Origin of the sequence: Kitasatospora sp. NA04385, assembly GCF_013364235.1 — a bacterium.
Classification (GTDB): Bacteria; Actinomycetota; Actinomycetes; order Streptomycetales; family Streptomycetaceae; genus Kitasatospora.
This window is the reverse complement of the sequence record NZ_CP054919.1, coordinates 1409438-1432899: the sequence shown is the minus strand read 5'-3', so window position 1 is coordinate 1432899 and position 23462 is coordinate 1409438. Positions and strand designations below refer to the sequence as shown.

19 protein-coding genes are annotated in these 23462 nt (G+C 74.1%); 17 read left to right on the top strand and 2 right to left on the bottom strand.

What is annotated here, in order from left to right; genetic code table 11:
• Window positions 1-13: 13 nt before the first annotated feature.
• Window positions 14-1204: a hypothetical protein gene (locus tag HUT16_RS06160; RefSeq protein WP_254897662.1), complete on the bottom strand. Its 1191-nt coding sequence runs from the start codon at window positions 1202-1204 to the stop codon at window positions 14-16.
• A gap of 104 nt (window positions 1205-1308) precedes the next feature.
• On the opposite strand from HUT16_RS06160, the gene argC reads away from it, so the two are divergent.
• From argC to cobA, 16 genes are all read left to right on the top strand, one after another.
• On the top strand, window positions 1309-2337 hold the full coding sequence (gene argC / locus HUT16_RS06155) for an N-acetyl-gamma-glutamyl-phosphate reductase (RefSeq protein WP_176186202.1): 1029 nt from the start codon (window positions 1309-1311) through the stop codon (window positions 2335-2337).
• Window positions 2334-3536: a bifunctional glutamate N-acetyltransferase/amino-acid acetyltransferase ArgJ gene (argJ, locus tag HUT16_RS06150; RefSeq protein ID WP_176186200.1), complete on the top strand. Its 1203-nt coding sequence runs from the start codon at window positions 2334-2336 to the stop codon at window positions 3534-3536. Before argC ends, argJ begins: the two co-directional genes overlap by 4 nt.
• Before the next feature lie 24 nt (window positions 3537-3560).
• Entirely contained in the window at window positions 3561-4493 is a 933-nt protein-coding gene (gene argB / locus HUT16_RS06145) for an acetylglutamate kinase (protein WP_176186198.1), read from the top strand.
• The gene (locus HUT16_RS06140; protein ID WP_176186196.1) at window positions 4490-5689 is read left to right on the top strand and encodes an acetylornithine transaminase; all 1200 of its coding nucleotides are present in this window, start codon (window positions 4490-4492) and stop codon (window positions 5687-5689) included. The genes argB and HUT16_RS06140 overlap by 4 nt, the downstream gene beginning before the upstream one ends.
• 25 nt (window positions 5690-5714) lie before the next feature.
• Window positions 5715-6266 (top strand): arginine repressor, encoded by a 552-nt coding sequence (locus HUT16_RS06135; protein ID WP_176186194.1) that lies wholly within the window; start codon window positions 5715-5717, stop codon window positions 6264-6266.
• Between the two features lie 111 nt (window positions 6267-6377).
• On the top strand, window positions 6378-7571 hold the full coding sequence (locus HUT16_RS06130) for an argininosuccinate synthase (RefSeq protein ID WP_176186192.1): 1194 nt from the start codon (window positions 6378-6380) through the stop codon (window positions 7569-7571).
• A 93-nt stretch (window positions 7572-7664) separates the two neighbouring features.
• Window positions 7665-9086, top strand: coding sequence for an argininosuccinate lyase (gene argH, locus HUT16_RS06125; protein ID WP_176186190.1), 1422 nt, complete (start codon window positions 7665-7667; stop codon window positions 9084-9086).
• A gap of 350 nt (window positions 9087-9436) precedes the next feature.
• Window positions 9437-10801 carry an FAD-binding oxidoreductase gene (locus tag HUT16_RS06120; protein ID WP_176186188.1) on the top strand — a complete coding sequence of 455 codons (1365 nt, stop codon included), beginning with the start codon at window positions 9437-9439 and terminating at the stop codon, window positions 10799-10801.
• Between the two features lie 286 nt (window positions 10802-11087).
• A complete protein-coding gene (locus tag HUT16_RS06115) occupies window positions 11088-11582 on the top strand; it encodes a GNAT family N-acetyltransferase (protein WP_176186186.1) in 495 nt (164 codons plus the stop codon).
• 446 nt (window positions 11583-12028) lie between these two features.
• The gene (locus HUT16_RS06110) at window positions 12029-13054 is read left to right on the top strand and encodes a methionine ABC transporter ATP-binding protein (protein ID WP_176186184.1); all 1026 of its coding nucleotides are present in this window, start codon (window positions 12029-12031) and stop codon (window positions 13052-13054) included.
• On the top strand, window positions 13051-13791 hold the full coding sequence (locus tag HUT16_RS06105; RefSeq protein WP_176186182.1) for a methionine ABC transporter permease: 741 nt from the start codon (window positions 13051-13053) through the stop codon (window positions 13789-13791). Before HUT16_RS06110 ends, HUT16_RS06105 begins: the two co-directional genes overlap by 4 nt.
• Before the next feature lie 75 nt (window positions 13792-13866).
• Entirely contained in the window at window positions 13867-14703 is an 837-nt protein-coding gene (locus HUT16_RS06100) for a MetQ/NlpA family ABC transporter substrate-binding protein (protein ID WP_176186180.1), read from the top strand.
• 144 nt (window positions 14704-14847) lie between these two features.
• Window positions 14848-15474, top strand: a complete 627-nt coding sequence (locus HUT16_RS06095) for a GNAT family N-acetyltransferase (RefSeq protein WP_176186178.1) — start codon at window positions 14848-14850, stop codon at window positions 15472-15474.
• 200 nt (window positions 15475-15674) lie between these two features.
• Entirely contained in the window at window positions 15675-16913 is a 1239-nt protein-coding gene (gene cbiE / locus HUT16_RS06090; RefSeq protein ID WP_176186176.1) for a precorrin-6y C5,15-methyltransferase (decarboxylating) subunit CbiE, read from the top strand.
• A gap of 428 nt (window positions 16914-17341) precedes the next feature.
• Window positions 17342-20917, top strand: a complete 3576-nt coding sequence (cobT, locus tag HUT16_RS06085) for a nicotinate-nucleotide--dimethylbenzimidazole phosphoribosyltransferase (RefSeq protein WP_176186174.1) — start codon at window positions 17342-17344, stop codon at window positions 20915-20917.
• A 125-nt stretch (window positions 20918-21042) separates the two neighbouring features.
• Window positions 21043-22281, top strand: coding sequence for a uroporphyrinogen-III C-methyltransferase (gene cobA / locus HUT16_RS06080; RefSeq protein ID WP_176186172.1), 1239 nt, complete (start codon window positions 21043-21045; stop codon window positions 22279-22281).
• Between the two features lie 123 nt (window positions 22282-22404).
• Here the strand turns inward: cobA and HUT16_RS06075 are convergent, their stop codons facing one another.
• A complete protein-coding gene (locus HUT16_RS06075; protein WP_176186170.1) occupies window positions 22405-22935 on the bottom strand; it encodes a DUF6790 family protein in 531 nt (176 codons plus the stop codon).
• A gap of 58 nt (window positions 22936-22993) precedes the next feature.
• Between HUT16_RS06075 and HUT16_RS06070 the strand changes: the two genes are divergently transcribed.
• Complete coding sequence (locus tag HUT16_RS06070) at window positions 22994-23443, top strand: MarR family winged helix-turn-helix transcriptional regulator (RefSeq protein ID WP_176186168.1); 450 nt, start codon at window positions 22994-22996, stop codon at window positions 23441-23443.
• The last annotated feature ends 19 nt before the right edge of the window (window positions 23444-23462 follow it).

Genomic DNA, 23462 nt, shown 5'->3' with positions numbered 1-23462 from the left:
GTCCGGGTGCTCGTCAGTCGGCGTGCTGCGCGGAGAACCGGTTCATGTGGGCTTGGAGTCGGAGCCAGGTGGGGTCGGCGGGGGAGGCGTCGGTGACCTCGGCCAGTTTCGCCCGGTCCCAGTCGTGCGTGCCGTCGGTGAAGTCCAGGTGGCCGTCGAGCTCGCCGTCGGCGGGGACGTCCCCGGTGCCGGCCAGGAACGCCGCCGCGTCCGCGTCCGCCGTGGCGGCCGGGGCCGAGGGCTCGTTCCCGGTGGGCACGGTCAGCAGGGCGAGGGTGCCGCCCGCCCGGGCGACCAGCAGTTCGCCGCCGGCGGTCGCGGTCAGCGCGGTGACCGCCGCCCCGCTCGGGTCCCCGTGCTCGACGGCTTCCCGGGCCTCCAGGTCCAGTTCGACCAGGGTGCCGCCGGGGGTGCCGATCCACAGCACGCCGGGTTGCGGGCCGAAGGCGAGGTTGTGGCGGGGCCACTGCTCGTCGCGGGCGAGGACGGTGTGCAGGACCTCGCGCAGGGAGGGGAAGGCGAAGACGTCCAGCGTCTCGACGTAGGCGTTGCCGCGCAGGACGAGGTGGCGCCCGTCGGGGCTGAACAGCGGGGCGCCGTAGCCGTCGACGTCGAGGATCAGGGCGCGCCGCTGCTGCCGCATCGCCCCGTCCGGGCCGCCGGGGCGGGCGAACAGGACGAAGGTGGCGCCCTGGTCGCTGCACAGGGTGGCGACCAGCTCGCCGGAGGGGTGCGTGCCGACGCCGGTGTCCCACCAGCGGGCGGGGGCGGTGGCGCCGGTGGCGGGGTCGAGGACCGTCGAGGTGTCGTCGCCGTCGCTCGTCGCGGCCCACAGGTGGCGGCCGTCCGGGCTGTGGGCGAGCGCCTCGCACCAGCCGGGGGCGGGCAGCGGCGCGGCCGGGCCGTCCGGGGTCCAGCGGCGCAGCAGGGCTTCGTCGGCGACGGTCAGCACGGGTTCGTGCGGGTGCCAGACGGCCGGTGGCAGCTGGCGGTCGCCCATGTTGCCGGAGAAGATCGCGACGTCGAAGGCGTCGAGTGCGCGCAGCCGCCCGCCGGAGTAGTCCCAGACCCGGACGAGCGAGCGGTCGGCCTCCTCGTCGGTGCTGATCCCGGCGGCCAGCGGGAGGCGGGGGTGGCAGGTCGGCAGTTCCACCGGGAGGCCGTCCCCGGTCAACAGGTGCGCCACGACGGCGAGATCGGTCACGGCGGCACTCTAGGAGGCAGGAGCGACAGCGTCCGGGCCGACCGCATCCTTGCATGATTTTGCTAGCCTGCGTATATTCATGCTGGGCTCCAGGAGGGAATGCCATGGTATTGCGAGTTGCCGTCGCCGGAGCGAGCGGGTACGCGGGCGGTGAGGTGCTGCGGCTGCTGCAGGCGCACCCGGAGGTGGAGATCGGGGCGCTGACCGGCGGTTCCAACGCGGGGCAGCGCTTCGGCGCGCTGCAGCCGCACCTGATCGGTCTGGCCGACCGGGTGCTGGAGCCGACCAACCCCCAGACGCTGGCGGGGCACGACATCGTCTTCCTCGGCCTGCCGCACGGCCAGTCCGCGGAGGTCGCCGCCCAGCTCGGCGAGGACGTCCTGGTGGTCGACCTGGGCGCCGACCACCGGCTGAAGTCGTCGGCCGACTGGGAGCAGTTCTACGGCTCCCCGCACGCCGGGACGTGGCCCTACGGCCTGCCCGAACTGCCCGGCCACCGCGAGGCGCTGCGCGGCAGCAAGCGGATCGCCGTGCCCGGCTGCTACCCGACCGCCGTCACGCTCGCCATGTACCCGGTGTTCGCCGCGGGCCTGGCCGAGCCGGAGGCGGTGATCACCGCCGCGTCCGGCACCTCCGGCGCGGGCAAGGCCGCCAAGGCGCACCTGCTGGGCAGCGAGGTGATGGGCTCGATGAGCCCGTACGGCGTCGGCGGCGGCCACCGGCACACCCCGGAGATGGCGCAGAACCTGACCCCGCTCGCGGGCGAGCCGGTCACCGTCTCCTTCACGCCCACCCTGGCGCCGATGCCGCGCGGCATCCTCGCCACCTGCTCGGCCAAGGCGAAGCCCGGCACCACCGGCGCCGAGCTGCGCGCCGCGTACGAGAAGGCGTACGCCGACGAGCCGTTCGTCCACCTGCTGCCCGAGGGCCAGTGGCCGCACACCTCGTCGGTGTACGGCTCGAACGCGGCCGTGCTCCAGGTCGTGCTGGACGAGCACGCCGGGCGGATCATCGCGATCAGCGCGATCGACAACCTGGTGAAGGGCACCGCCGGCGGCGCGGTGCAGAGCATGAACATCGCCCTCGGCCTCCCCGAGGAGCTCGGCCTCCCGCTGAACGGAGTCGCACCGTGACCACCCAGGACCAGAACACCGGCAGCACCGGCGGCACCGGCAACGTCGGCGTCACCGCGGCCAAGGGCTTCCGCGCGGCGGGCGTCACCGCGGGCCTCAAGGCGTCCGGCAACCCGGACCTCGCGCTGGTCGTCAACGACGGCCCGCAGCACGCCGCCGCCGGCGTGTTCACCTCCAACCGGGTGCACGCCGCGCCGGTCAAGTGGTCGCGCCAGGTGCTGAACGACGGCGAACTGGCCGCCGTGATCCTCAACTCCGGCGGCGCCAACGCCTGCACCGGCCCCGAGGGCTTCCAGGACACCCACGCCACCGCCGAGAAGGTCGCCGCCGAACTCGGCATCGGCGCCATCGAGGTCGCGGTCTGCTCCACCGGCCTGATCGGCGTCCGGCTGCCGATGGACAAGCTGCTGCCCGGCGTCGAACTGGCCGTCGGGGCGCTCAGCGACACCGGCGGCGAGAGCGCCGCGATCGCCATCAAGACCACCGACACCGTGCACAAGACCGCCCAGGTCACCGCCCCCGCGGGCTGGACGGTCGGCGGCATGGCCAAGGGCGCGGGCATGCTCGCCCCCGGCCTGGCCACCATGCTGGTCGTGGTCACCACCGACGCCGCGGTCGACTCCGCCGGCCTGGACGCCGCGCTGCGCGAGGCCACCCGCACCACCTTCGACCGGGTCGACTCCGACGGCTGCATGTCCACCAACGACACCGTGCTGCTGCTCGCCTCCGGCGCCTCCGAAGTCACCCCGGAGCAGGCCGAGTTCGCCGAGGCCGTGCGCACCGTCTGCGCCGACCTGGCCCGCCAGCTGATCGGCGACGCCGAGGGCGCCTCCAAGGACATCCGGATCGAGGTGGTCAACGCGGCCACCGAGGACGAGGCCGTCGAGGTCGCCCGCACCGTCTCCCGCAGCAACCTGCTCAAGTGCGCCATCCACGGCGAGGACCCCAACTGGGGCCGGGTGCTGTCCGCGATCGGCACCACCTCCGCCGCCTTCGACCCGGACCGGCTGGACGTCGCCATCAACGGCGTCTGGGTCTGCCGGGACGGCGGCGTCGGCGAGGACCGCGACCTGGTCTCGATGAAGGACCGCGAGGTCGTCATCACCGCCGACCTGAAGGCCGGTCGGGCCACGGCCACGGTCTGGACCAACGACCTGACCGCCGAGTACGTGCACGAGAACAGCGCCTACTCCAGCTGACCCGAGGGGGGTCGTCCCACCGCCATGCAGATCGCACCCAAGGGCGAACAGGCCCGCAGCAACGCCGCCCTGCCCAAGGCCCGCACCCTGATCGAGGCGCTGCCCTGGCTGGAGCGCTTCCACGGCAAGACCGTGGTCATCAAGTTCGGCGGCAACGCCATGGTCGACGAGGACCTCAAGGCCGCGTTCGCCCAGGACGTCGTCTTCCTCCGGTTCGCCGGCCTGCACCCCGTCGTCGTGCACGGCGGCGGCCCGCAGATCAGCGCCCAGCTCGACCGGCTCGGCCTGGAGTCCTCCTTCACCGCCGGCCTGCGCGTCACCACCCCCGAGACCATGGACGTGGTCCGGATGGTGCTCGCCGGGCAGGTCCAGCGCGAACTGGTCGGCCTGCTCAACACGCACGGCCCGTTCGCCGTCGGCATGACCGGCGAGGACGCCCACACCATGACCGCCGCCAAGCGCTACGCCGTGGTCGACGGCGAGCAGGTCGACATCGGCCTGGTCGGCGACATCGTCAACATCGAGGCCGGCGCCGTGAAGGCGCTGATCGCCGACGGCCGCATCCCGGTGATCTCCTCGATCGCCCGCGGCACCGACGGCCACGTCTACAACATCAACGCCGACACCGCCGCCGCCGCGATGGCGGTCGCGCTCGGCGCCGAGATGCTGGTCGTGCTCACCGACGTCGAGGGCCTCTACAAGGACTGGCCGGACTCCGACGACGTGATCAGCCAGCTGAACGCCAGCGAGCTGGAGGAGATGCTCCCCACCCTGGCCTCCGGCATGCTCCCCAAGATGGAGGGCTGCCTGCGCGCCGTCCGCTCCGGCGTGGGCACCGCCCGCGTCCTGGACGGCCGCGTCCAGCACAGCCTGCTGCTGGAGATCTTCACCGACGAGGGCATCGGCACCATGGTCGTGCCGGACGACGAGAGCACCGTACTGGGGGGCCTGGCATGAGCAACGACGCCATCATCGAGCGGTACAAGCACAGCCTGATGAACAACTACGGCACCCCGCGGATCCCGCTGGTGCGCGGTGAGGGCTCGCTGCTGTGGGACGCCGACGGCAAGCAGTACCTCGACCTGGTCGGCGGCATCGCGGTCAACGCGCTGGGCACCGCCCACCCCGCGATCGTCGCGGCGGTCACGGAGCAGCTCACCACCCTGGGCCACGTCTCCAACCTGTTCACGGCCGAGCCGACGATCGAACTCGCTGAGAAGCTGATCGAGCTGGCCGGCCGCCCGGGCAAGGTCTTCTTCTGCAACTCCGGCACCGAGGCCAACGAGGCCGCCTTCAAGATCTCCCGGCTGACCGGCCGCACCCACCTGGTCTCGCTCCAGGGCGCCTTCCACGGCCGGACCATGGGCGCCCTCGCGCTCACCGCCCAGCCCGGCAAGCAGGAACCGTTCAAGCCGCTGCCCGGCGACGTCAGCTACGTCCCGTTCGGCGACGTCGAGGCCCTGCGCGCCGCCGTCACCACCGACACCGCCGCCGTCTTCCTGGAGCCGATCCAGGGCGAGAACGGCGCGATCCCGCTCCCCGACGGCTACCTGCGGGCCGCCCGCGAGATCACCCGGGCCACCGGCACCCTGCTGGTCCTGGACGAGATCCAGACCGGCACCGGCCGCACCGGCCACTGGTTCGCCCACCAGGCGTACGAGGGCGTCGACCCCGACGTCGTCACCCTCGCCAAGGGCCTCGGCGGCGGCCTGCCGATCGGCGCCGTGCTCGCCTTCGGCCCGGCCGCCGACCTGCTCGGCCCCGGCCACCACGGCACCACCTTCGGCGGCAACCCGGTGGTCGCCTCGGCCGGCCTCGCCGTGCTGCGCACCATCGAGGAGCAGGGCCTGCTGGAGCACGCCGCCAAGCTCGGCGAGCGGCTGCGCACCGGCATCGAGGCGATCGGCGACCCGCTGGTCGACCACGTCCGGGGCAAGGGCCTGCTGCTGGGCATCGTGCTCACCGAGCCGGTCGCCGGGCAGGTCCAGGCCGCCGCGCAGGAGGCGGGCTTCCTGGTCAACGCCGCCGTCGCGGACGCCGTCCGGCTGGTCCCGCCGCTGGTGCTGACCGAGGAGCAGGCCGACGGCTTCCTCGCCGCACTGCCCGAGATCCTCCGGACGGTCCGCGAAGCCGCCCCCGGCGCGACCAGCTGAGCGTCCTTCAGGAGAATCATCAGTTATGACCGAACGCCCCGAGCCCACGACCCCCGCCACCGGCCCCACGCCGCAGGTCCCGCAGACCCGCACCGCGCGCCACCGGCGGATCGTGGACCTGCTGACCCGTCAGCCCGTCCGCTCGCAGAGCCAGCTCGCCAAGCTGCTCGCCGACGACGGACTCGTGGTCACCCAGGCCACCCTCTCCCGGGACCTGGACGAGCTCGGAGCGGTGAAGATCCGCAACCGGGACGGCGCGCTCATCTACGCCGTCCCGGCCGAGGGCGGCGACCGCACCCCCCGGGCGCCCATGGGCGAGTCCGCCAGCGAGGCCCGGATGGCCCGGCTGGCGGGCGAGCTGATGGTCTCCGCCACCGCCTCCGGCAACCTGGTGGTGCTGCGCACCCCGCCGGGCGCGGCCCAGTTCCTGGCCTCGGCGATCGACACCGCCGAGGTGTTCGAGATCCTCGGCACCATCGCGGGCGACGACACCGTGCTGCTGATCAGCCGCGACGCGGCCGGCGGGCAGGCGCTCGCCGACCACCTGATGCAACTCGCCCAGGCCAAGTCGCAGTAGTTCCCGGCCGTTCTAAACCCGCCGTGCGGTACTGGTTTGTGAACTCATACGCGGTGGTGCATACTTATGCCTAACGCCGCATGGAACCTGTGTTTGTGAATGGAGATAGCCGTGACTGAGCGCGTCGTACTCGCCTACTCGGGCGGTCTGGACACGTCCGTCTGCATCGGCTGGATCGCCGAGGAGACCGGCGCCGAGGTCATCGCCGTCGCCGTCGACGTCGGCCAGGGCGGCGAGGACCTGGAGGTCATCCGCCAGCGCGCGCTCGACTGCGGCGCCGTCGAGGCCGAGGTCGCCGACGCCCGCGACGAGTTCGCCGACGAGTACTGCCTGCCGGCCCTCAAGGCCAACGCCCTGTACCAGGGCCAGTACCCGCTGGTCTCCGCGCTCTCCCGCCCGGTGATCGTCAAGCACCTGGTCGCCGCCGCCCAGAAGCACGGCGCCACCACCGTCGCCCACGGCTGCACCGGCAAGGGCAACGACCAGGTCCGCTTCGAGGTCGGCATCCAGTCGCTGGCCCCGAGCCTGAAGTGCATCGCCCCGGTCCGCGACTACGCGATGACCCGCGACAAGGCGATCGCCTTCGCCGAGGCCAAGAACCTCCCGATCGTCACCACCAAGAAGAACCCGTACTCGATCGACCAGAACGTCTTCGGCCGCGCCGTCGAGACCGGCTTCCTGGAAGACATCTGGAACGCCCCGATCGAGGACGTCTACGAGTACACCCAGGACCCGGCCGCCGCGCGCGAGGCCGACGAGGTCGTCATCACCTTCGAGGCCGGCGTCCCGGTCGCGATCGACGGCCGCAAGGTCACCGTGCTCCAGGCCATCGAGGAGCTGAACAAGCGGGCCGGCGCCCAGGGCATCGGCCGCCTCGACATGGTCGAGGACCGCCTGGTCGGCATCAAGTCCCGCGAGATCTACGAGGCCCCCGGCGCGATCGCCCTGATCACCGCCCACCAGGCCCTGGAGAACGTCACCGTCGAGCGCGAACTCGCCCGCTACAAGCGGCAGGTCGAGCAGCGCTGGGCCGAGCTGGTCTACGACGGCCTGTGGTTCTCCCCGCTCAAGCGCGCCCTGGACGGCTTCGTCAACGAGGCCAACCAGCACGTCTCCGGCGAGATCCGGATGGTCCTGCACGGCGGCCGCGCGGTGGTCAACGGCCGCAAGTCGGACCGGTCGCTGTACGACTTCAACCTCGCCACCTACGACACCGGCGACACCTTCGACCAGTCCATGTCCAAGGGCTTCATCGAGATCTTCGGCATGTCCTCGAAGATCGCCGCCCGCCGCGACCTGGCCTGATCCACCGTCAGTACCGCTGCCCCGGCACCCCGTCGACGTACGGGTGGCCGGGGCGGCGCCGCACCCAGACCCGCCTCCGAAGGAGCCCACGCGATGACCGCCGACCAGCCCGCAGACGTCCGCCTCTGGGGCGCGCGCTTCGCCGACGGCCCCTCCGAGGCCCTGGCCAAGCTCTCCGCCTCCGTCCACTTCGACTGGCGGCTCGCCCCCTACGACATCGCCGGCTCCAAGGCGCACGCCCGCGTCCTGCACAAGGCCGGGCTGCTCAGCGCCGCCGAGCTCGACGGCATGCTGGCCGGCCTCGACCAGCTGCTCGCCGACGTCGAGTCCGGCGCCTTCACCGGCACCGTCGCCGACGAGGACGTGCACACCGCCCTGGAGCGCGGCCTGCTGGAGCGCCTGGGCCCCGACCTCGGGGGCAAGCTCCGCGCCGGGCGCTCGCGCAACGACCAGATCGCCACCCTGTTCCGGATGTACCTGCGCGACCACGGCAAGGCCATCGGCGCCCTGCTGCTCGACCTCCAGCACGCCCTGGTCGGCCTCGCCGAGGCCCACCCGGACACCGCGATGCCCGGCCGCACCCACCTCCAGCACGCCCAGCCGGTGCTCTTCGCCCACCACGTCCTCGCCCACGTCCAGGCCCTCGGCCGGGACGCCGAGCGGCTGCGCCAGTGGGACACCCGCACCGCCGTCTCCCCGTACGGCTCCGGCGCGCTGGCCGGCTCCTCGCTCGGCCTCGACCCGCAGGCCGTCGCCGCGGACCTCGGCTTCGAGCGCGGCTCGGTGGGCAACTCGATCGACGGCACCGCCTCGCGCGACTTCGTCGCCGAGTTCGCCTTCGTCACCGCGATGATCGGCATCAACCTCTCGCGGATCGCGGAGGAGATCATCATCTGGAACACCAAGGAGTTCGGCTTCATCACGCTGCACGACGCCTTCTCCACCGGATCGTCGATCATGCCGCAGAAGAAGAACCCCGACATCGCGGAGCTGGCCCGCGGCAAGTCCGGCCGCCTGATCGGCAACCTGACCGGCCTGCTCGCCACCCTCAAGGCGCTGCCGCTCGCCTACAACCGCGACCTCCAGGAGGACAAGGAGCCGGTCTTCGACTCCTGCGACACCCTGGAGGTCCTGCTCCCCGCCTTCACCGGCATGATCGCCACCCTGACGGTGCACCGCGAGCGCCTGGAGGAGCTGGCCCCGGCCGGCTTCTCGCTGGCCACCGACATCGCCGAGTGGCTGGTCAAGCAGGGCGTCCCGTTCCGGGTCGCGCACGAGGTGGCCGGCGCCTGCGTCAAGGTCTGCGAGGCCGAGGGCATCGAGCTCTCCGACCTGACGGACGCCCAGTTCGCCGGGATCTCCCCGCACCTCACCCCCGAGGTCCGCTCCGTCCTGTCGGTCCACGGCGCGATCGCCTCCCGCGACGGCCGCGGCGGCACCGCCCCCTCGGCGGTCGCCGTCCAGCTCGCCGAGATCAAGGAGGACCTCGCGGCCCAGCAGTCCTGGCTGGCCTGAGCAGAGCCCCGTCAGGGGCTCGGCTGAGAACGGCGAAGAGAGAGCACCGCCAGGGGCTCGGGGAACGGCGAGCCCGGGTCTGCTGACGGTGCACTGCCGTGGCGCGCATCTGCTTCTGGTTCCTGTTACGGCACGCAGCAGCACGGACACTCCGATGGGCTCCGGCCACCAGCAGCACGGCCCCGCCGTTCCCCGGGCCCCTAGTGGTGCATGCCCGTCCGCCGACAGTTCCCCGGCCCCCTGGTGGTGCATGCCCGTCCGCCGACAGTTCCCCGGGCCCCCTGGTGGTGCATGCCCGTCCGCCGGCAGTTCCCCGGGCCCCCGCCCGCCTTCCGGCCTACGCTGGATCCATGTCCAAAGCAGCCGCCGCGCTGGCCGAGGGGTTCCGGGGCGAGGTCGTGGTGCCCGGGGACGAGGAGTACGACGCGGCCCGGGCGGTGTGGAACGGCGCGGTGGACCGGCGCCCCGAGGTGATCGCCCGGTGCACCGGCGTCGCCGACGTGCTGCAGGCCGTCGCGGTGGCCCGGGAGCACGGCCTGTTCGCGGGGGTCCGCGGCGCGGGCCACGGCCTGGCCGGGCTCGGCACCTGCGACGGCGGCCTGCTGATCGACCTGTCCCGGCTGCGCGGCGTCCGGGTGGACCCGGCCCGCCGGCTCGCGCGGGCGCAGCCGGGGGTGACCTGGGGGGCGTTCGACCACGAGACGCAGGCGTTCGACCTGGCGACGCCGGGCGCGCCGTACTCGGGGGCGGGCATCGCGGGCGTGACGCTCGGTGGGGGAGTGGGCTGGCTGGCCCGGGCGTACGGGCTGACCTGCGACAATCTGCTGGAGGCGGACGTGGTGACCGCCGAGGGGCGGTTGCTGACGGCGAGCGCGGCCGCGCACCCGGAGCTGTTCGCGGGGCTGCGCGGCGGCGGCGGCAACTTCGGGGTGGTGACCTCGTTCACCTACCGGCTGCACCGGGTGGGCCCGCACGTGCTGTGCGGGGCGCTGTACCTGCCGGTGGAGCTGCTGGCGCAGACCCTCGCCGAGGTGCGGGACTTCATGGCGGCGGCGCCGGACGGCCTGACGGTGGGGGTGGAGTTCGGCCGCCCGCACGGGGTGCCGCAGCTGCCCGACCGGACGGTGCTGCGGATCGGCCTGTGCTGGTCCGGCCGGGCCGACCGGGGCCGGGAGGCGGTGGCGCCGCTGCGCGCCCTGCCGGGGGTGCTGGTGGACACCGTGCAGACCCGGCCGTACGCGCTGTGGCAGAAGGCGCTGGACGCGGGCCGGGGGCCGGGGGCGGCGAACTTCGGCCGTTCGGAGTTCCTGTCGGTGCTGGACGGGGCGGCGATCGGCCGGCTGGCCGAGCAGGTCGAGGCGATGCCGGGCCCGGGCGCGCACGTGCAACTGGCGTTCCTGGGCGGGGCGGTGGCCCGGGTGGGGCCGGAGGACACCGCGTACACCCACCGGGCGGCGCCGTACCTGCTGAACGCGGCGAGCCGGTGGACCGAGGGCCCGGCGGAGCCGCACACGGCGTGGGTGCGGGGGTGCTGGGAGGCGATGCGCCCGTTCTCCTCGGGCGGGGCGTACGTGAACCTGATGGGCCGGGAGGGGCAGGCCCGGGTGGTGGAGGCGTACGGGCTGGCGAAGTACGAGCGGCTGGTGGCGCTGAAGGACCGGTACGACCCGGCGAACCTGTTCCGGGTCAACCAGAACATCCGGCCGAGCGGGTGACGGCGCGGCCCGCGGGGGCGTGACGCTCGCCACGTCGGGCGTCGGGGAGGTTGAGAACGGCTGGCGTCTGGGTAGAGCGGTGGCGAACGTCTCTCTTGACGGTCGCCCGACTGCCCGGATACTGAGCGTGAGCGCGTCAGTCCCGGCTGTCCGGACCACCGTCCGGCGGGGCGCGTCGCGCTTTTCCCGGGCCGGGCCGATCCCCGTCCGGGCACACCTCGGACAGGAACCGGTGCAGGACCCTCACTCGCACGCGCCGGGCACTTAACGATGGAGGCCCCCGCACATGGGCATGAGTGTGATCATCGCAGCGGCACGACCGGAAGAGGCGGAGCAGATCCTCAAGCTCCAGTACCTCGGTTACCAGAGCGAAGCAGAACTGTACGGCGACTGGACGCTGGAACCGCTGACCCAGAGCCTGGAGAGCCTGAAGGCCGAGATGTCCGAGCACCGGGTGCTGGTGGCCCGGCTCGGCGACGAGGTCGTGGGCAGCGTCCGCGGCTGGGTGGACGGCAACGGCGTGGGCCAGATCGGCCGGCTGGTGGTGCACCCGCGGATGCAGCGGCACGGCCTGGGCCGCCGCCTGCTGGAGGCGCTGGAGACGCAGCTGGCCGCCGACGGCGCGGTGGGCGGCTTCGAGCTGTTCACCGGCCACCGCAGCCTGGGCAACCTGCGGCTGTACCGCAGGCTCGGCTACCGGGAGACCGAGGTGCGCGAGGTGTCCCGCCGGCTGTCGATCGTGACGCTGTCCAAGCCGGTCGCGACCACGCTGGCGGCCTGAAGACCGAGCGCCCGAGAGCCGCAGCGCGGCGCCCGACCCGCACGAGGGGTCGGGCGCCGCGGTGTTCCCGGCGCCGCATCCCTTGCGCGGCAAGGGTCGTGTCCGCATTGCGGACGGCATGTCCCGAGAATTGGGACGTGGACCAATTGTCTGATTTACTGGGTTCCATGACCACGACGACGACATGCATCCCCACCGGCGCGACGCCGGCAGGTGAGTCGCGCATGTGCGGCCGTCGAATGTGTCGCAGCTGAGGGCCTCCGCCCGGCGCCCGCCGACGCCCCGCCGCCGATGACTCGTTAGGGCCACGCCCACGGGCGGCCCGCCCGACCGGCGGCCATGATCGAAACGACGTCGGCACCCACCTTCCCAGGCACCCGCGTGCCCATCCCGCCATTGGCGCGGACGCCCCCGCGGCCGTCCGCTGACGAACAACGGAAGCAGCTGTGATCACCACCAAGGGCCTGACCAAGGTGTACCGCTCCCAGGGCCGCGAGGTCCGGGCGCTGGACGACGTCGACCTGCACGTGCGGCAGGGCGAGGTGTTCGGGGTCGTCGGCACCAGCGGCGCCGGCAAGTCCACCCTGATCCGGTGCGTCAACCTGCTGGAGCGGCCCACCTCCGGCACCGTCACCGTCGACGGCGTGGAACTGACCGCGCTGTCCGGCAGCGAGCGGCGGGCCGGACGCGAGCTGCGCGAAGCCCGCCGCCGGATCGGCATGGTGTTCCAGCACTTCAACCTGCTGTCCTCGCGCACCGTCCAGCAGAACGTCGAACTGCCGCTGGAGATCACCGGCCTGGACCGGCGCGAACGCCGCCGCAAGGCCGCCGAACTGCTCGACCTGGTCGGCCTCGCCGACAAGGCCCGCAGCTACCCCGGCCAGCTGTCCGGCGGCCAGAAGCAGCGCGTCGGCATCGCCCGCGCCCTGGCCGGCGACCCCAAGGTGCTGCTCTCCGACGAGGCCACCAGCGCGCTCGACCCGGAGACCACCCGCTCGATCCTCCAGCTGCTGCGCGAGCTCAACCAGCGGCTCGGCCTGACCGTCCTGCTGATCACCCACGAGATGGACGTCATCAAGTCGGTCTGCGACTCGGCGGCCCTGATGCGCGGCGGCAAGGTCGTCGAGACCGGACGGCTCACCGACCTGCTCGCCGACGGCCACTCGCGGATCGCCCGGGACCTCTTCCCGCTCGGCGACTTCGGCACCGGGGGGCCGGAACGCACCGTCCTGGAGATCACCTTCCAGGGCGACGCGCCCGCCCAGCCGTTCGTCTCCCAGCTGGCCCGCACCTACCAGATCGACATCAACATCCTCGGCGCGGCCGTCGAGACCATCGCCGGCCGCCTGGTCGGCCGGATGCGGGTCGAACTGCCCGGCAGCCACACCGACAACGTGGTGCCGATCGGCTACCTGCGCCAACAGGGCCTCCAGGTGGACGTCCTCGACCTGTCGAACGGAGCGGCGGCATGACCTGGGACCAGATGCAGGAACTGATGTGGCCCGCCACCTGGGAGACCTTCGGCATGGTCGGCATCTCCGGCCTCGCCAGCCTGCTGATCGGCCTGCCGATCGGGCTGCTGCTGGTGCTCACCGACAAGGGCGGCCTGCTGCAGAACCTGGCGGTCAGCCGGGTGCTCGGCGCTGTCGTCAACGTCGGGCGCTCCATCCCGTTCGTCATCCTGATCGTCGCGGTGATCCCGCTCACCCGGGCGATCGCGGGCACCACGCTCGGCTGGCAGGCCGCCAGCGTCCCGCTCGCGATCGGCGCGATCCCGTTCTTCGCCCGCCTGGTGGAGACCTCGATCCGCGAGGTCGACGGCGGCCTGGTCGAGGCGCTCAAGTCGATGGGCGCCGGCACCGGCGCCATCGTCCGCAAGACCCTGCTGCCCGAGGCGCTGCCCTCGCTGGTCGCCTCCGCCACCACCACGGTGATCGCCCTGATCGGCTACTCCGCGATGGCCGGCGCGGTCGGCGGCGGCGGCCTCGGCGACCTCGCCATCCGCTACGGCTACCAGCGCTTCGAGACCGGCTTCATGTGGGTCATCGTCGCCGAACTGGTCGTCATCGTCACCGTGGTCCAGCTGCTCGGCGACTTCGCCGCCCGCCGGCTCTCGCACCGCGGCGACTACCGCAGCCCGCTCGGCTTCTTCCGCTCCGCCACGGCGAAGCCGGACGACACCGAGGAAGACCTGCTCTCCTCCCCCTGACTCCCCGTCCCGCACCACCGGACGGGCACCCCGGCCCCACCAGGGCCGTTCGCATCCCGCAGAAAGGCACTTTTCGTGCGTAACGTCCTGAAGACCACCGCCCTCACCGCCACCGCCGCCGGCCTCGCGCTCACCCTCGCGGCCTGCTCCTCGGGCTCCTCCGACTCCGGCGCCTCCGCCGACCCGAACAAGGCCCTGGTGGTCGCCGCCAGCCCCACCCCGCACGCGCAGATCCTCAAGTTCGTGCAGGACAACCTGGCGGCCAAGGCCGGCCTCAAGCTGGACATCAAGGAGGTCAGCGACTACGTGACCCCCAACACCTCGGTCCAGGACGGCTCCGCGGACGCGAACTACTTCCAGCACCAGCCCTACCTGGACGACTTCAACAAGAAGAACGGCACGAACATCGTGTCGGTCGAGACCGTCCACCTGGAGCCGCTCGGCGTCTACTCCAAGAAGGTCAAGAGCGTCGGCGAGCTCAAGGACGGCGCCCAGGTCGCCGTCCCCAGCGACGCCACCAACGAGGGCCGGGCGCTCAAGCTGCTCTCCGACAACGGCGTGATCACCCTCAAGGACGGCGCCGGCACCACCGCCACCGTCCAGGACATCACCGCCAACCCGAAGAACCTCAAGTTCAAGGAGCTGGAGGCGGCCCAGCTGCCGCGCTCCCTCGACGACGTCGACGCCGCCGTCATCAACGGCAACTACGCCCTGGGCGCCAACCTCAAGCCGTCCACCGACGCCCTGGTGCTGGAGAAGGCGGAGGGCAACCCCTACGCCAACATCCTCGCCGTCAAGAAGGGCCACGAGAACGACCCGCGGGTCCAGAAGCTCGCCGAGCTGCTGCACTCCGACGAGGTGAAGAAGTACATCGACGACAACTTCCAGGGCGCCGTCATCCCGGCGTTCTGACCCGACCGTCGCCCCCTCGGTGCCCCCGGCCTCCCCGCCGGGGGCACCGTGCTGACGAGCCGTGAGGTGCGGAGCGGGTACGCTGGCACGCCCGACGAAGGGCGGGGCGTACGGTGTGTCCACGACCCGGCGAGGAGAGACGGCATGGTTGCGAACTTCCCCGAGACAGCCATCAGCACCGAACGGCTGCTGCTGCGCGCCCTTGAGGAGCAGGACGCCCCCGGGCTGGCCGCCATGCTCGGCGACGAACTCGTCCAGACCTGGACCGGCCACCCCCGCCCCTACCGCCAGGACGACGCCCACGAGCTGATCGCCCGGCACGCCCCCGAACGGCGCGCCCGGGGGCGCGGAATCGTTTTCGCCGTCACCGAGCACCTCACCCAGCGGCTGGTCGGCCTGCTCGAACTCGACCGCACCGACTGGCACCTGCGCGCCACCGAGGTCCGCTTCGTCACCGCCCCCTGGGCCCGCGGCGAGGGCTACGCGCCCGAGGCCGTCCTCGGCACCGCCCAGTGGCTGTTCGAGGACCGCGGCTTCCAGCGCCTCGAACTGCGCACCGCCGCCGGCAACACCGCCGCCCAGCAGGTCGCCCAGAAGACCGGTGCGATCAGCGAGGGCGTGCTGCGCAACGCCGGCATAGTCCGCGGCGGCGAGTGGGGGCCGGGCCCCGAGGAGCACACCGACCTGATCGTGTGGAGCCTGCTCCCCGAGGACCTCGACCCGCCCGAACCCGTCCACCCCGACGACCGCTACCACGCCCTGCCGCGCTGAGCCCGGGCCCGCCACCGCACCTTTTCCCGGCCGCGCCCCCGCCGCGCCCCCGCCGCGCCCCGGCCGTGCCCCGGTTGTTCACGCCCCCGGCGCGCGCCACGGGCCCGCACCACCCCGGCCAGGCGGTAGCCTCTGCCCAGGGAGCGTCCACGACGCACCCCACCAGGGGCGGAACGACGGCGTAGGGAGAACAGCCGCAGATGGCTGACCGGATCACGGTCATCGGGTGGGACGGCACCCCTCTGACCCAGGCCGCCGTCGGCGCGCTCGCCGGAGCCACCCTGGTCGCCGGAGCGGCCTACCAACTCGCCGCGCTCCCCGTTCCCGACCGCGCCGAACGCATCGGCCTCGCCGACCTGCGGGCCGCCGCCCGGAAGATCGCCGACCACCGCGGCGCCGCCGTCGTCGTCGCCGAGGGCGACCCCGGCTTCTTCGGCGTCGTGCGCACCCTGCGCCGCCCCGAGTACGGCCTCGAACTCGAAGTCCTGCCCGCCGTCTCCTCGGTGGCCACCGCCTTCGCCCGGGCCGGCATGGCCTGGGAGGACGCCCAGGTGGTCTCCGCCCACGGCGGCCGCCTGCGCCGCGCCGCCAACGTCTGCCGGGCCCACCCCAAGGTCGCGGTCCTCACCACCGGCGGCGCCGGGCCCAGCGAACTCGCCCTGATGCTCCGCGGCGTCCCCCGCACCTTCGTGGTCTGCGAGGGGCTCGGCACCCCCGACGAGGACGTCACCGTCCTCACCTCCGAGCGCGTGCCCGACCACGACTGGCGCGACCCCTCGATCGTCCTGGTCATCGGCAACGTCCCGCCCGCCGAGGCCGCCTCCGGCTGGCTGGCCGGCAAACCGCTCGACCACCCCGGCGCCCAGCGCGGCTGGGCGCTCCCCGGCCGGGCGTACGCCGGAGCGGACGCCGAGGGCAGGCGCCCCCGCGCACTCCCGCCGCACGTCCGCGCGCTGGCCCTGGCCCGGCTCGCGCCCGCCCCCGGCGACCTGCTGTGGACCGTCGGCGCCGGGGACGGCGCGCTCGCCGTCGAAGCCGCCCGGTTCGGTGCCGCCGTGGTCGCCGTCGAGGCCGAACCCGCCGACTGCGCCCGGATCTCGGCCAACGCCCGCCGGTGCGGCGTCGAGGTCGAGACCGCCGCGGGCTCCGGCCCCGAGGTCCTCGGCGCCCTCCCCGAACCCGACGCCGTCGCCGTCGAACAGGGCGGCCCCGCCATGGTCCGCGCCGTCGCCGCCCGCAAACCCGAACGCGTCGTCGCCGTCGCCGGCAGCCTCGCCGAAGCCACCGAGACCCGCCGCATCCTGGACGGCGCCGGCTACCGCACCGACGGCCTGCTGCTCCAGTCCGCACCCCTGCGCGCCGAGGCCGACGGGGGCGCCGGCCCCTCCTTCGGACGGGGCGACTACACCCTGCTGATCTGGGGAGAACCGTACGACTGATCTCCGTTTGCGACCCCGCCGGACCGTCCGACCCGGGCGGTACGGTGATCCCCGTCGCATCCGGACACGGTTTCGAGATCGGCCCGGCCGCGGCCGGTAGGGTTTCCCCGGGGGACCATCCCGTCGATGCAGCACCGTGTCCGATCCGGCACGGTTGCCACCCATTTGACGCGTTGCAACCCGAACGGCCCGCTTCGCGGGCATTCGACGTGGTGCGCACCCGCCCGGAAGAATGCCGTGAGGGTCCGGAGCGGCCGCGCCGTCGTGCCGGTTGCCCGGGGCCGTCGTTGTTTCTGATGGCACGCCACCCGTGCGGGTGACGGCCGATGGAGTAAGGGACGGGTCGGTGCGGTTCCGTTCCGGCGAAGTGGGCGGGGCCTTCGGGGACCTCGCCGAGGACGCGCAAGCGGCCTGGAAGGAGCATTGACATGACCGACGGCGGCCACGCCCCCAGTGCCGGTCCCCTCGCGCCCGAACCCGGGCCCGGCGGACCCGTCCCGGAGCCCCACCTCGGCGCGCCCCTCCAGCCCGCCGCGCCCGCCGGGCCCTGGCACGGCGACCAGCGGCCCGCGTACACCTTCCTCGACCAGCCCGACGGCGAGGAGGAGGACGACGTCCTGCTGATGCCCGGCCCGCAGACCGCCTGGGGCGACGCCGCGCAGGGCACCGAGGCCGTCGCCGGTGAACAGCCGCCCGGCACGCCCGTCGCGCCGTCCTGGCCGCCGCTCGCACCCCCCGTCCTCACCGTCGCCGTGCCCGCCGAGCCCGTGCCGCTGGTGCCCGCCGCGGCCGCCCCGGCGGAAGGCGCTCCGGCCGAGGCCGCCCCGGTGGCCGCCCCGGTGGAGGCCGTTCCGGTCGAGGCCGCGCCGGGCGCGCCCGCCGACGGCGCGGAGGTCGGCGGCACCCTGCACCTCGGTGCCTCGCAGGCGCAGCCCGCCCCCGCCGCCGTCCAGCAGCCCGTACCGGCCCAGCCGCGCCGCCCGCTGCACGCCGGACCGCCGATCCCCGACCCGTCCCTGATGACCGGTCACGTCCCCGTCCGCTCCCTCGCCGACCGCGGCCCGTCCGCCCCCGGCGGCACGCCCGCGTACGGGGTGCCGGTGCCGACCGCCGAGACGGTGCAGCAGGCGCAGCCGCTCCAGGCCCCGGCGCAGCAGGTGCCGGCGCCGGTCGCGGTGCAGACCCCGGTCGTCCAGGTGCCCGCGCCGGTGCAGCCGCAGGTGGTCGAGGCCGCCGCGGCCGCGGCCGTCGCCGAGGCGGTGGCGGCGGAGCCCGTCGTCGAACCGGTCGTCGAGCCGGTCGCCGCGCCCGTGGTGGAGCCGGTGGCGGAGGCCGTGGCGGCTCCGGCGATCGTGGCCGAGGCCGTGGCCGCCGCCGTGGCCGAACCGGTCGCCGTGCCCGCCGCGAACCTGGCCCCGGTGTTCGTCGAGCCGGCCGGGCCCGCCGAGCCGGTCGCGCAGCAGGCCGCCGCTCCGGTGGTCGAGGCCGTCGCCGTCGAGGTGCCGGCGGCCGTCGAGGCCCCGGCTGCCGTCGAGGTGCCGGTGGCCGAGCAGGCCGCGCCCGCCGAGGCGGAGGCCGTTCAGCCCGAGGCCGAGGCCGCTCAGGTCCAGCCCGAGGCCGTGGACGCGGAGACGGTGAGCGGCGAGGCCGCCGCGGAGCCGATCCCCGCGCAGGCCGCCAAGCCGTCCGGCCGGGGCGCGCACCGGCGCATCTCCGCCTTCCTGGCCGCCCCCGCCGGCCTGCCGCTGCTGGAGCCCGCTGCGGAGAACCCCGAGGCTGCCGTCGAGGCCCCGGCGGCCGTCGAGGTGCCGGTGGTCGAGCAGGCCGCGCCCGCCGAGGCGGAGGCCGTTCAGCCCGAGGCCGAGGCCGCTCAGGTCCAGCCCGAAGCGGTCGCCGTCGAGCCCGCCGAGGCTCCGGCCGCCGAGCCCGCGGAGGAGACCCCGGCCGTCGAGGTCGAGGCCGTGGCCGAGCCGGTCACCGAGTCGAAGCCGGAGCCGGAGCCGGAGCCGGAGGCGACCGAGCAGCCCGAGGCCGTCGCCGTCGAGCCCGCCGAGGCCCCGGCGGCCGCCGAGACCGCGGCCGAAGCCACCGAGACCGAAGCCCTCGAGGCCGAAGCCGAGCCCGAGCCCGCCGTCGAGCCCCAGCCCGAGGCCGCCCCCGCCGCCGAAGCCCCGGTGGCCGCCGCCGAGACCGAGCCCGCCGTCGAGGCCGACGACCCCGCCGCCGAGCCCGTCGCCGAGGAGGAGCGCCCGCCCGCCGCGCCCGGCTACGACGAGGCCGGCCGGGAGGCCGTCCACCAGGTGATCCGCGAGCGCCGCGACGTCCGCAACGGCTTCCGGCCGGACGCGATCCCGCACGAGGTGCTGATCCGGGTGCTGGAAGCGGCGCACACCGCGCCGAGCGTCGGCTACTCGCAGCCGTGGGACTTCGTGGTGATCCGCTCCGCGAAGACCCGCCGGAAGATGCACGAACTGGCCGAGCGCCAGCGCGAGGCGTACGCGGACTCGCTGCCCAAGGGCCGGGCCAAGCAGTTCAAGGAAATCAAGATCGAGGCGATCCTGGAGACGCCGGTCAACATCGTGGTGACCGCCGACCGCACCCGCGGCGGCCGGCACACCCTGGGTCGGCACACCCAGCCGCAGATGGCCCCGTACTCGGCCGCGCTCGCGGTGGAGAACCTGTGGCTGGCGGCCCGCGCCGAGGGCCTGGGCGTCGGCTGGGTGAGCTTCTTCGACGAGGAGGAGCTGGTCCGCGAACTCGGCCTGCCCGAGCACCTGGAGGTCGTCGCCTACCTGTGCGTCGGCTACGTGGACGCGTTCCCGGACGAGCCGGAGCTGCAGCAGCAGGGCTGGGCGAAGAAGCGCCCGCTGTCCTGGGTGGTGCACGAGGAGCAGTACGGCAACCGCGCGCTGCCCGGCGAGGAGCCGCACGACCTGCTGTCCGACACCCTGCGCGGCATCCGCCCGCTGGACGCCAAGGCGCTCGGCGAGGCGTGGGACCGGCAGAAGCGGATGACCAAGCCGGCCGGCTCGCTCGGCGTGCTGGAGGTGATCGCGGCCCAGCTGTCCGGCCTGGCCCGGCAGTGCCCGCCGCCGATCCCGGAGCCCGGCTGCGTGGCGATCTTCGCCGGTGACCACGGCGTGCACGCCCAGGGCGTCACCCCGTGGCCGCAGGAGGTCACCGCCCAGATGGTCGGCAACTTCCTGGCCGGCGGCGCGGTGGTCAACGCGTTCGCCGCGCAGGTCGGCACCGAGGTGTGCGTGGTCGACGTCGGCGTGGCCGCCGAACTGCCGGACGCGATCCAGCAGGGCCGCACCACCGGCCTGCTGCCGCGCAAGGTCAAGCCCGGCACCGACGACATGACGCAGGGCCCGGCGATGAGCCGGGACGAGGCGCTGCGCGCGATCGAGGTCGGCATCGAGACCGCCCGGGACCTGGTCGCGGCCGGCAACAAGGTGCTGATCACCGGCGACATGGGCATCGCCAACACCACCGCCTCCGCCGCGCTGATCTCGGTGTTCACCGAGACCGACCCGGCCGAGGTCACCGGCCGCGGCACCGGCATCGACGACGAGACCCACGCCCGCAAGGTCGAGGTCGTCCGGCAGGCCCTCGACCTGCACAAGCCGGACCCGGCCGACCCGATCGGCGTGCTGTCGGCCGTCGGCGGCCTGGAGCACGCGGCGATCGCCGGCTTCCTGCTCGGCGCGGCCTCGCTGCGCGTCCCGGTGATCCTGGACGGCGTGATCGCCGGTTCGGCCGCCCTGGTCGCCAAGGCGATCGCCCCCGAGGTGCTGGCGGCCTGCATCGCGGGCCACCGCTCCGCCGAGCCCGGCCACCAGACCGCGCTGGCCAAGCTCGGCCTGCGCCCGCTGATCGACCTCGACCTGCGGCTCGGCGAGGGCACCGGTGCCCTGCTGGCCCTCCCGCTGGTGCAGAGCGCGGCCCGGGCGATGCACGATGTAGCCACCTTCGACTCCGCCGGAGTCACCGAGAAGGCCTGACCCGCCGGCGCCGGCCGCCCCCGCAGTGCGAGGGGGCGGCCGTCCCCGCCGAACCCGTACCGGCTCAAGGGCGCGCCGGCACAGGGCTCCCCCCAGCACCGCCGCCCACCCAGGAGCTCCCCCTCATGACCGCGCCCACGCCCCACCCCCACCCGTCCACCCAGGGCCTCACCCCGTACCCGGTCGGGCTGCTGCTCGCCGGCCGCCGGGTCGTCGTCATCGGTGGCGGACAGGTCGCCCAGCGCCGGCTGCCCGCGCTGATCGCCTCCGGCGCCGACATCCACCTGATATCCCCGGCCACCACCCCCGCCGTCTCCGCGATGGCCGACGCCGGTGAACTCACCTGGCACCGGCGCTCCTACGCGGACGGCGACCTCGCCGACACCTGGTACGCCCTGGTCGCCACCGACGACCCCGCCGTCAACACCGCCGTCTCCGCCGAGGCCGAGCGGCTGCGGGTGTTCTGCTCCCGCAGCGACGACGCCGCCGCCGCCACCGCCTGGACGCCCGCCTCCGGCCACGACTCCGGCGCGACCGTCGCCGTCCTCACCGGCGACCCCCGGCACTCCGCCGCCCTGCGCGACTCCATCGTGGCCGGCCTGCGCGACGGCTCCCTGGCCGCCCGCCAGTACCGGGCCCGGGACGCCGGCGTCGCCCTGGTCGGCGGCGGGCCGGGCGACCCCGACCTGATCACCGTCCGCGGCCGCCGCCTGCTCGCCGACGCCGACGTGGTCGTCGCCGACCGCCTGGCCCCGCGCGAGCTGCTGGCCGAGCTGCCCCCGCACGTCGAGGTGATCGACGCCTCCAAGATCCCCTACGGCCGCTACATGGCCCAGGAGGCGATCAACCACACGCTCATCGAGCACGCCAAGGCGGGCAAGTTCGTGGTCCGCCTCAAGGGCGGCGACCCGTACGTCTTCGGCCGCGGCGGCGAGGAGCTGCTCGCCTGCGTCGAGGCGGGCGTCCCGGTCACCGTCGTTCCCGGCATCTCCTCCTCGATCAGCGTCCCCGCGGCCGCCGGCATCCCCGTCACCCACCGCGGCCTCACCCACGAGTTCACCGTCATCTCCGGCCACGTCGGCCCCGGCGACCGCTCCCTCACCAACTGGGAGGCCGTCGCGGGGATGACCGGCACCCTGGTGCTGCTGATGGCCGTCGACAAGATCGGCGCGATCGCCGCCGAACTCGTCGCCCACGGCCGCCCCGCGGACACCCCCGTCGCCGTCGTCCAGGAGGGCACCACCGCCACCCAGCGCCGGGTCGACGCGACCCTCGCCACCATCGGCGAGACGGTCACCGCGGCGGGGATCAAGCCCCCGGCGGTCATCGTGATCGGCGAGGTGGTCGGCGTCCTGGGCGGCTGACCGGCGGGGCGAACGAGCACGACGAAGGGGAACGGCCGTCCGGAGCGACGGTCGTTCCCCTTCGTCGTGTCGTCGTGTCGTGTGCCTTGGTGCCGTCGTGCCGTGGTGGGCGGGCCGCCGTGCTCAGGCGGTCACCCGGGAGGGCCGGGAGGACTCGGCGGTGCGGGCGGCGCGGCGCAGGTCCCGGACGGCCAGGGCGATCATGACGGCGGGGACCAGGACGTCGGTGGCCAGGATGCCGCCGGTGTTCCCGGCCGCGTGGTCACCGTGGGCGAACCACTGGTAGAGGTGGCCGGCCGCCGCGCCCCACAGGAAGGCGGCCGCCGCGAGCCCGCCGGTGAGGCGCTCGCGGGGGGAGGCCGACCGGGCGCGGAAGCCCAGCAGGGCCATGCCGAGATTGGCGCAGGCGATCTCGAACTGGAACGGCGAGCGGGCGAACCCGATGGCGTCGGCCATGGCCCCCGGGGCGGCCAGGAAGGAGACCGCGACCCAGAGGCTGCCGGCGCCCAGCGCCCCGACGGCCCACCAGCGCTGCCAGGTCTCCGCGGCCGGACGGTCCGGGTGGCGGCGGCAGCTCAGCAGGGCCCCGAGGGCGGGCACCAGCAGGAAGAGCAGCGGGAACGAGGTGCGGACGGCGTACGGGAGAGTGTCCATGCCTTCGAGTGTTGCATGGTTAATATTAACCATGCAAGCGTCGGGTAGGATGAACCCCATGGACGAAGGACTGGCAGAACTCCTCTACCGCGTGGTCATGCTGATGGGGGACGCCGCCCGGCGCCGCTCCGGCCCCGACCAGCGGCTCTCGACCAGCCAACTGCGCCTGCTGGGCACCCTGGAGGAGATCCAGCCCGCCACCCAGCACCGGCTCGCCGAGGCCCTGGCCCTGTCCGACCCCGCCGTCAGCCGGGCCCTGCGCCCGCTGGAGGCCGAGGGGTACGTGGCGGTCGCCGTCGACCCGGCCCACCGCCGCCGCCGCCTGGTCACCCTCACCCCCGCCGGCCAGGCCGCCTTCCTGGCCGAGGGCAAGCCGCTGGAGGAGGAGTTCCGCACCGCCCTGCTGGCCGCCGGCTTCCCCTACGAGCGCTACCTCGCGGACACCCACCGGCTCGCCGCGCTGCTCACCCCCGCACCATCGGGCCGCCCGGCCCGCGAACCGGAGTGACCGGGAGCCGGGGCGCCGG

Bases quoted from the DNA above. Each gene is read 5' to 3' on its own strand.
- argC (WP_176186202.1), top strand. From the start codon at position 1,309: ATGGTATTGCGAGTTGCCGTCGCCGGAGCGAGCGGGTACGCGGGCGGT.
- argB (WP_176186198.1), top strand. From the start codon at position 3,561: ATGCAGATCGCACCCAAGGGCGAACAGGCCCGCAGCAACGCCGCCCTG.
- HUT16_RS06140 (WP_176186196.1), top strand. From the start codon at position 4,490: ATGAGCAACGACGCCATCATCGAGCGGTACAAGCACAGCCTGATGAAC.
- HUT16_RS06135 (WP_176186194.1), top strand. From the start codon at position 5,715: ATGACCGAACGCCCCGAGCCCACGACCCCCGCCACCGGCCCCACGCCG.
- argH (WP_176186190.1), top strand. From the start codon at position 7,665: ATGACCGCCGACCAGCCCGCAGACGTCCGCCTCTGGGGCGCGCGCTTC.
- HUT16_RS06120 (WP_176186188.1), top strand. From the start codon at position 9,437: ATGTCCAAAGCAGCCGCCGCGCTGGCCGAGGGGTTCCGGGGCGAGGTC.
- HUT16_RS06115 (WP_176186186.1), top strand. From the start codon at position 11,088: ATGGGCATGAGTGTGATCATCGCAGCGGCACGACCGGAAGAGGCGGAG.
- HUT16_RS06105 (WP_176186182.1), top strand. From the start codon at position 13,051: ATGACCTGGGACCAGATGCAGGAACTGATGTGGCCCGCCACCTGGGAG.
- HUT16_RS06095 (WP_176186178.1), top strand. From the start codon at position 14,848: ATGGTTGCGAACTTCCCCGAGACAGCCATCAGCACCGAACGGCTGCTG.
- cbiE (WP_176186176.1), top strand. From the start codon at position 15,675: ATGGCTGACCGGATCACGGTCATCGGGTGGGACGGCACCCCTCTGACC.
- cobT (WP_176186174.1), top strand. From the start codon at position 17,342: ATGACCGACGGCGGCCACGCCCCCAGTGCCGGTCCCCTCGCGCCCGAA.
- cobA (WP_176186172.1), top strand. From the start codon at position 21,043: ATGACCGCGCCCACGCCCCACCCCCACCCGTCCACCCAGGGCCTCACC.
- HUT16_RS06075 (WP_176186170.1), bottom strand. From the start codon at position 22,935: ATGGACACTCTCCCGTACGCCGTCCGCACCTCGTTCCCGCTGCTCTTC.
- HUT16_RS06070 (WP_176186168.1), top strand. From the start codon at position 22,994: ATGGACGAAGGACTGGCAGAACTCCTCTACCGCGTGGTCATGCTGATG.